Here is a 7,460-nt window from a genome sequence, read left to right as displayed (position 1 = left end):
CGAAGACCTCGAACTCGTCGCTCAGAAACTCAACGGCCGGCCACGTAAAACGCTCGGCTGGGAAACCCCAGCCGAGCGTTTACGTGCTTTACTACTAACCACCTAACCAACAGGTGTTGCAACGACCCCTAGAAACCGCCTTGTGAAGCAGGGGCCTCAAGTGTTCGCTCGCGCTTGACGGCAGGGGGAGGGTTAGAAGCCGGAGGTTCCGACGAACACCTGGATGAAGGCGAAGAAGATCGTCGCGATGACCGCCACGTAAAGCAGCGCAGTGATGATCCACCCGGCGTCGCCGAGGATCCTGGCCACCCCGGCAGGCACCGGGATCACGCCCTGGACAATATTGCGTACCGTCACCCAGACGAACAGCGGAATCATGGCTGCCCAGACCACCATGCAGAACGGGCAGAGTATGTGGATCACGTACAGTGCCTGGGACCACAGCCACACTACAAAGATGAAACCCAGCGTGATGCCGGCCTGCAGCCCGAGCCAGTACCACCGTGCAAACTTCGCCCCTGCCAGCAGCGCCATCCCTACCGTGATGGTGACAGCGAAGGCGACGATGCCGATGAACATGTTGGGAAAGCCGAAGACCGAACTTTGGGGAGTCTGCATCACCTGGCCGCAGGAGATCCAGGGATTCACATCGCAGACGGTGGTGTGGTTGGGGTCCTTGAGCACCTCAAGTTTCTCCAGCACCAGGGTGCCCGACGCGAGCCACCCCACGATGCCGGTGATGACCAGCAGCCACCCGAAGGGACGGTCACGGGTCATGGCCGGCAGAGAGGTGCCGGCAGTCGCCGGAGTTCGTCCGGATTCGTCGGCGTAAGCGTGTCCGGAATCCGTGCCGGTGGAAGACGAAATGCTGGGCATGGGGCTGGCGTCCTTTGTCTGGGGGTGCTCCTGCCCAGATTGTATCGCCGCGAACTGGGTGCAAGCTTGGGGCAGCCAGCCGTCCGCGGGTCCCTTGACCGCCTTTGTCACATAATTACGGCGTTTTTGTACGGTGGTGTGAGAGAATGAACGTGGCTGGAGCGCGAACCACATTCGAGTTCCGGTCCGGTGGCTTGTTCCCAAGACCGCCAATGAGAAGCAGTGCAGGCTCCGGATTCGGAAATCCGGCCTCCCGCATTCCATTGGACGGCACCTAGTTGTGGATTGCAGAAACAACGGGTTCCAGTAGCATTCCCGCCGGCCTTTCAGGGCTGCCGCACCCCACTGCCGGTGCGAACCTGAGGGTATCCAATTGACTTCTGTCAACGCCCGCGGGTTTTGACAATATGTGCCCCAACGGGTGCCGGATGTGGCGGCATGTCAGGGGCAGGAGTGTTGCCACATATGGATAATGACCAGGTAATAGCCGTTAACGAAGAACCGGCTGCCAGTGCAGAAGCAGTAGCCGCGGAGGCTCCCAAGAAGGCCACCCGAACCAGGCGCAAGGCAGCGCCGAAGGTAAAGGAACCGGAAGCCCCGCTCTCGCTGCCGGAACCGGAACTGCAGGAGCCCGCCCTGGCTGAACCCGCACTGTCGGCTGAGCCCGCTGTGTCGGACCCGGCAGATGCCGCGCATGCCGAAGTGGCGGCAGTGGAAGCTGCCGTTGCCGAGGCCAAGGCCCCGGTGCGGCGCACGCGCTCCCGCAAGAAGGTTGCCGACGAGCCCTTGCCCGCCTTCGCCGGCGATGCAGGTGCTGACACAGGCGCCGCGGAGGTCACGGGCGCAGACGCAACGCTTCCGGGCGGTGCAGTCTCCCCTCCCGCCGAAGCTGCCGCCGTCGAATCCGCCACTGAGGAACCTGCCGCCGAGGTGAAGCCGGTGCGCCGCCGCCGCGCCACCAAACCCAAGGCCGTGGAACCCGAGACCGTCGCCCCTCAGACCGCGGAAGCGGCGGCTGAACCCGCCGCCGCGGCCGAAGCTCCGGCGTCCGAAACACGGGTTGAAGAAACACCCGTCACGGAAATACAGGCTGAGGCTGCAGCCGCCGCGGCGACCCCGGAAGCCGAGGCCGCAGAGGCCGAGGAGGCACCGTCGCAGGCCGCTCCTGCCGGTTCGCTCTTCCTGGAGCCCGCGTCGGTCACATCGATCATTTTCCAGGCTCCTGACCTGAACACAGTGATCCGCCCCGCAGCGGCGCCCGCTGCAGCGGAGGAAACTGACGCCGAAAGCGGCGAGGACGGTGACCTGGAGGACGACGGCGGACGCCGCCGCCGTCGCAGCCGCGGACGCCGCGGCCGGAACCGCAGTGAAATCACCGACCGCGACGACGCCGAAGGCGACTCCGAAGGAGCCGACGCAGCCGACGACACCGACGAAGAGAACGCCGGCCAGCCCGAAGAAGGCGTGACCTCACGCCGGCGCCGCCGCCGCCGCCGCGGTGACCAGGACCTTGAGCTCACCGGCGGGGGAGATGACGATCCCCCCAACACCGTGACCCGTGTCCGCGCTCCACGTGTCCCCAGTGAACCCGCCGTCAACAACCGCGTAACCAGCGTCAAGGGCTCCACCAGGCTGGAAGCGAAGAAGCAGCGCCGCCGCGAATCCCGCGACACCGGCCGCCGCCGCACCGTCATCACAGAGGCCGAGTTCCTTGCCCGCCGCGAATCCGTGGACCGCCAAATGATCGTGCGCCAGCGCGACGACAGAATCCAGATCGGCGTCCTCGAAGACGGCGTGCTGGCCGAGCACTTCGTGTCCAAGACGCAGCAGGACTCCCTCATCGGCAACGTCTACCTGGGCAAGGTCCAGAACGTGCTGCCGTCCATGGAAGCCGCCTTCGTCGACATTGGACGCGGCCGCAACGCCGTGCTCTACGCCGGTGAAGTGAACTGGGAGGCCGTCAACCTCGAAGGCAAGCAGCGCCGGATCGAGAACGCCCTGAAGTCCGGGGATGCCGTCCTGGTCCAGGTCACCAAGGATCCCGTGGGCCACAAGGGCGCACGCCTCACCAGTCAGATCTCCCTGCCCGGACGCTACCTTGTGTACGTGCCCGGCGGCTCCATGACGGGCATCTCCCGCAAGCTGCCCGACGTCGAACGCAACCGCCTCAAGCGCATCCTCAAGGACCGCCTGCCGGAAAATGCCGGCGTGATCGTCCGGACCGCGGCCGAAGGTGCGTCCGAGGAAGAGCTCACCCACGACATCAACCGCCTCCGGGCGCAGTGGGAGGGCATCGAGAGCCAGTCCAGCTCCACGAAGGTCCTCGCCCCGGAACTGCTCTACGGCGAACCGGACCTGACGATCAAGGTGGTCCGTGACGTCTTCAACGAGGACTTCTCGAAGCTGATCGTTTCCGGCGAGGAAGCGTGGGACACCATCGAGGCCTACGTCACCTATGTGGCACCCGACCTGGTGGGCCGGCTGGAGAAGTGGACCAAGGACACCGACATCTTCGCGGCGTGGCGGATCGACGAGCAGATCCACAAGGCGCTGGACCGCAAGGTGTTCCTGCCGTCCGGCGGTTCCCTCGTGATTGACCGCACCGAAGCCATGACCGTGGTTGACGTCAACACCGGCAAGTTCACCGGCAGCGGCGGCAACCTGGAAGAGACGGTCACCAAGAACAACCTGGAGGCGGCCGAGGAAGTCGTCCGGCAGCTCCGACTCCGCGACATCGGCGGCATCATCGTGATCGACTTCATCGACATGGTGCTCGAATCCAACCGCGACCTCGTGCTGCGCCGCATGGTTGAGTGCCTCGGCCGCGACCGGACCAAGCACCAGGTCGCGGAGGTGACCTCGCTGGGACTCGTGCAGATGACGCGCAAACGGATGGGCACCGGGCTGCTGGAAGTCTTCGGCGAGCAGTGCGAGGCGTGCGCCGGCCGCGGCATCGTCACCCACGACGAGCCGGTCGAGCACCGCCGGGCCAATGTCGTTGCCGCCGAGCACCACATCCCTCGGGCGGAGCACCAGCCCGCCGTGCGCCCGGAGCGAAAGAGCCGCCGCCGCGGTAAGGGCGGCCAGGTTCCGGCCGAGTCCGCGCCTACTGCTCCCGCCGCTGTCCATCACGAGCCAAACGAGGCCGAGCGCCATGCCAAGGCCGAAGCCACCCGGGCGGCCCTCGCCAACATAGCGGCAGCGGCACACGCAGCCCACCTGCATGAGGATGCCGCCCACCACGGTGTCTCCGGCGATGCGGCGCGGCCTGCTCCCGTGCCGGCGGCCTCCGCTCCGGAGAGCCCGGCAGTGCACCGCAGCCCGGAGACGGAAAGCATTTCCGGCCGTCCCGGCGCCGTGCTGACGTTCGGAGGCGAGAAGGTGGTGCTTCCCTTCGTCGAGCACGCCGACGAGCTGGCATCCGAAACGCCTGCCCTGACCCTGGACCGGCTTGAGGAAGCCTTCGCACACCTTGGCGAGCCTGCTGCTCCCGCTGCGGAGGAGCCGACGGCGGCCCCGGTACCTGCTGTTGTTGATCCGGCTGCAGCCGGCCCTGCCACTGCGGTAGCTGCCCCGGCGCGAACCGGGGCGAGTCCCGCTCCGGCGGTTGCGGAGAACGACGCCGACCGGTTCGCGGATCACTCGGCCGTGCAGACCCGGGCCCGACGTCCGCGCCGGAACCGCAGCGCAAGCCGTGCGCAGGGCGCAGCCAACGAGACGTCCGTGGAACACCATGAGACGGCGCCGGCAGCAGTGGCCGGACACTCGCATGAGGCCAAGGCTCCGGAAGCGGAGAAGGTGGCTGCCGCCAAGCCGGCCAGCGAGCCGATCATTCTTGGCGTAGGCGTACCCGCGTCTGAGCTCTGAGTCGACCCCCTTCCAACGGGCCGGTGCTGCAATCGCAGCACCGGCCCGTTGGGTTTTGGGAGTAAGCCGCTAGGCTGGGGGACTGACACGGGGTGCCGAGCAAAGTGCCGGCTGAGATCCAAACCCGTTGAACCTGACCGGTTAGCACCGGCGAAGGGATGTCTCCTTTGTCCTCAGCATCTGTCCTGCCTCCCGCGGTTGATTCCTCCGTTGCCGCCTTCAAATTCTCCCCGCGCACCGGCCGGGACATTCCCCGGGTCTTGGCGATCGCCGGCTCGGACCCTTCAGGAGGCGCCGGCGTCCAGGCGGACCTGAAGAGCATCGCGGCCAACGGAGGCTATGGAATGGCCGCCATCACGGCGCTGACCGCGCAGAACACCCGCGGCGTCAGTGCCGTCCACGTTCCGCCGGCGGATTTCCTCACCGCGCAGCTGTCAGCGGTCAGCGACGACATCACTGTGGACGCCGTGAAGATCGGCATGCTGGGCGACGAAAAGGTGATCACCGCGGTCCGCAGCTGGCTGGAGAAGGTCCGTCCCGGCGTCGTGGTTCTTGACCCGGTCATGGTGGCAACGAGCGGGGACCGGCTCCTGCGGGAGTCCGCCGAGTCTGCACTTCGGGCACTTCTGCCGCTGGCCGACCTGATCACGCCCAACCTTGCCGAGCTGGGCATGCTGCTCGGGGAACCGGAAGCCGCCACCTGGTCCGACGCGCTCGAGCAGGGAAAACGGTTGTCGGCCGAAACCGGGGCTACAGTCCTGGTCAAGGGAGGGCATCTGGACGGTGCTGATTGCCCGGACGCCCTCGTGAACACCGGTGGTGTGCTGTCGGCTGACGTCGTGGTGGTGGACGGCGAGCGGGTTCCGACGCGCAACAGCCACGGCACAGGGTGCTCGCTGTCCTCAGCCATGGCTACGGTGCAGGCGCGCTTAGGGGACTGGGAGCTGTCCTTGCGTACCGTCAAGCCGTGGCTTGAGGGGGCCCTCCGCACGTCCGGGAGGCTCGACGTGGGGCACGGTAACGGACCTGTCCACCACTTCCACCACCTGACGGTGGCGGGCGAAGGCAGCTATGCCGGGATGCTCCACGCCGAAGCCGCACCCGACCTGGAAGCGATCTACGGCCTGGGCTTCATCCGCGGCCTGGTGGAAGGCACCCTGTCGGAAAACGAGTTTGCGTACTACCTCGCCCAGGATGCCATCTACCTCAACGGGTATTCACGCGTCCTGGCGCGGGCCAGCGCCCTTGCCCCCACCGAGGCCGAGCAGCTCTTTTGGGCGCGTTCCGCGCAGCAGTGCCTCGAAGTCGAGTCGGAGCTGCACCGCAGCTGGCTCAGCACCCGGAGGGTGCGGGCGGAGCTGGGCCCGGTCACCAAGGCATATGTGGACCACCTGCTGGCTGCGTCGGCATCCGGAAGCTATGCCGTGCTGGTGGCGGCGGTGCTTCCGTGCTTCTGGCTCTATGCCGACGTCGGGGCGAGCCTCCACGCCGAATTTGCGGCGGCGGGCGCCCCGGAAGAGCATCCGTACGCGGAGTGGCTGCGCACCTACGCCGACGAGGACTTCGCCGCGGCCACCCGGCAGGCCATCGGGATCACCGATGCCGCCGGGCGCGCGGCGTCTGACTGGGAACGCACCCAGATGCTCACGGCCTTCCGGCAGTCCTGCCGCTACGAAGTGGATTTCTTCGACGCGCCACGCCGCCACGGCTGAGTGGCGGCGGGCGCGGCAGCCGGTACGATAGATGCGCACGGTTACGGCAGGCGGTGCGGCAGCCCTTGTGGCGCCTATCACGGACAGCCCGCCGAAACCAGCCTCATTTGCGGCCGAAGGCGAAATTAGCGTAGTCTAGATCTTCGGTGCTTACGCCAACACTTGGGTTATGACCCCGGAACGATCCAATCGGAATTGTTCTTGGGATAGCTCACGGGTTCCCCCGGGGAATCCACGGCGTTGAGGCACAGCGAGAGCCAGGCCAAACAATTGGACCCAGGTTCCGCACGCAAATTTAGTAATAAACGTCGAGAGAAGTGAGTTCCCAAGTGGTGTACGCGATTGTCCGCGCAGGCGGCCGCCAAGAGAAGGTTTCCGTTGGAGACTTCGTTACCCTGAACCGCGTCGCCGGTGGAGCTGGCAGCACCATTGAGCTGCCCGCACTGCTCCTGGTAGACGGTGACAAGGTCACCTCCGCAGCTGCGGACCTGGCCAAGGTAACTGTTACGGCTGAGATCCTTGAGGACCTTCGTGGTCCGAAGATCGTCATCCAGAAGTTCAAGAACAAGACCGGTTACAAGAAGCGCCAGGGTCACCGTCAGGAACTGACCAAGGTCAAGATCACCGGTATCAAGTAACCACTGGTTACTGTTCAGGTTTTCAGCAGATTCCCCAGAATTTAAAGGCAGGCATTCCAAATGGCACATAAAAAAGGCGCGAGCTCCACTCGCAACGGTCGTGACTCCAACGCCCAGTACCTCGGCGTCAAGCGCTTCGGCGGCCAGGTAGTTTCCGCAGGCGAGATCATCGTCCGCCAGCGTGGAACCCACTTCCACCCCGGCGCAGGCGTTGGCCGTGGCGGCGACGACACCCTGTTCGCACTGCAGGCCGGCGCTGTCGAATTCGGCACCCGCCGCGGCCGTCGAGTCGTGAACATCGTTGCTGCTGCAGCTGCAGAGTAACAACAGGATCTGAACCGGTGGAGCGGGCCATGATGGCCCGCTC

5 protein-coding genes and 1 riboswitch are annotated in these 7,460 nt (G+C 65.9%); of the genes, 4 read left to right on the top strand and 1 reads right to left on the bottom strand.

What is annotated here, in order from left to right; genetic code table 11:
* Positions 1-192: 192 nt before the first annotated feature.
* On the bottom strand, positions 193-876 hold the full coding sequence (locus LQ144_RS15745) for a vitamin K epoxide reductase family protein (protein ID WP_230119641.1): 684 nt from the start codon (positions 874-876) through the stop codon (positions 193-195).
* A gap of 465 nt (positions 877-1,341) precedes the next feature.
* On the opposite strand from LQ144_RS15745, the gene LQ144_RS15740 reads away from it, so the two are divergent.
* From LQ144_RS15740 to rpmA, 4 genes are all read left to right on the top strand, one after another.
* Positions 1,342-4,743: an Rne/Rng family ribonuclease gene (locus LQ144_RS15740; RefSeq protein ID WP_230119640.1), complete on the top strand. Its 3,402-nt coding sequence runs from the start codon at positions 1,342-1,344 to the stop codon at positions 4,741-4,743.
* Between the two features lie 78 nt (positions 4,744-4,821).
* Positions 4,822-4,919, top strand: a riboswitch (TPP riboswitch).
* Entirely contained in the window at positions 4,902-6,455 is a 1,554-nt protein-coding gene (gene thiD / locus LQ144_RS15735) for a bifunctional hydroxymethylpyrimidine kinase/phosphomethylpyrimidine kinase (RefSeq protein ID WP_230119639.1), read from the top strand. Its footprint overlaps the riboswitch before it by 18 nt.
* 329 nt (positions 6,456-6,784) lie before the next feature.
* A complete protein-coding gene (gene rplU, locus LQ144_RS15730) occupies positions 6,785-7,093 on the top strand; it encodes a 50S ribosomal protein L21 (protein WP_230119644.1) in 309 nt (102 codons plus the stop codon).
* Positions 7,094-7,153: 60 nt separating this feature from the next.
* Positions 7,154-7,417: a 50S ribosomal protein L27 gene (gene rpmA / locus LQ144_RS15725; RefSeq protein ID WP_003803426.1), complete on the top strand. Its 264-nt coding sequence runs from the start codon at positions 7,154-7,156 to the stop codon at positions 7,415-7,417.
* Positions 7,418-7,460: the final 43 nt, after the last annotated feature.

This window comes from Arthrobacter sp. Bi83, from assembly GCF_918698095.1.
In the GTDB taxonomy this organism is placed as follows: domain Bacteria; phylum Actinomycetota; class Actinomycetes; order Actinomycetales; family Micrococcaceae; genus Arthrobacter.
This window is presented reverse-complemented; position numbering and strand designations above follow the sequence as displayed.

What these genes read in the sequence shown, in the direction of transcription:
- LQ144_RS15745 (WP_230119641.1), bottom strand. Translation starts at nt 876, where the DNA reads ATGCCCAGCATTTCGTCTTCCACCGGCACGGATTCCGGACACGCTTAC.
- LQ144_RS15740 (WP_230119640.1), top strand. Translation starts at nt 1,342, where the DNA reads ATGGATAATGACCAGGTAATAGCCGTTAACGAAGAACCGGCTGCCAGT.
- thiD (WP_230119639.1), top strand. Translation starts at nt 4,902, where the DNA reads ATGTCTCCTTTGTCCTCAGCATCTGTCCTGCCTCCCGCGGTTGATTCC.
- rpmA (WP_003803426.1), top strand. Translation starts at nt 7,154, where the DNA reads ATGGCACATAAAAAAGGCGCGAGCTCCACTCGCAACGGTCGTGACTCC.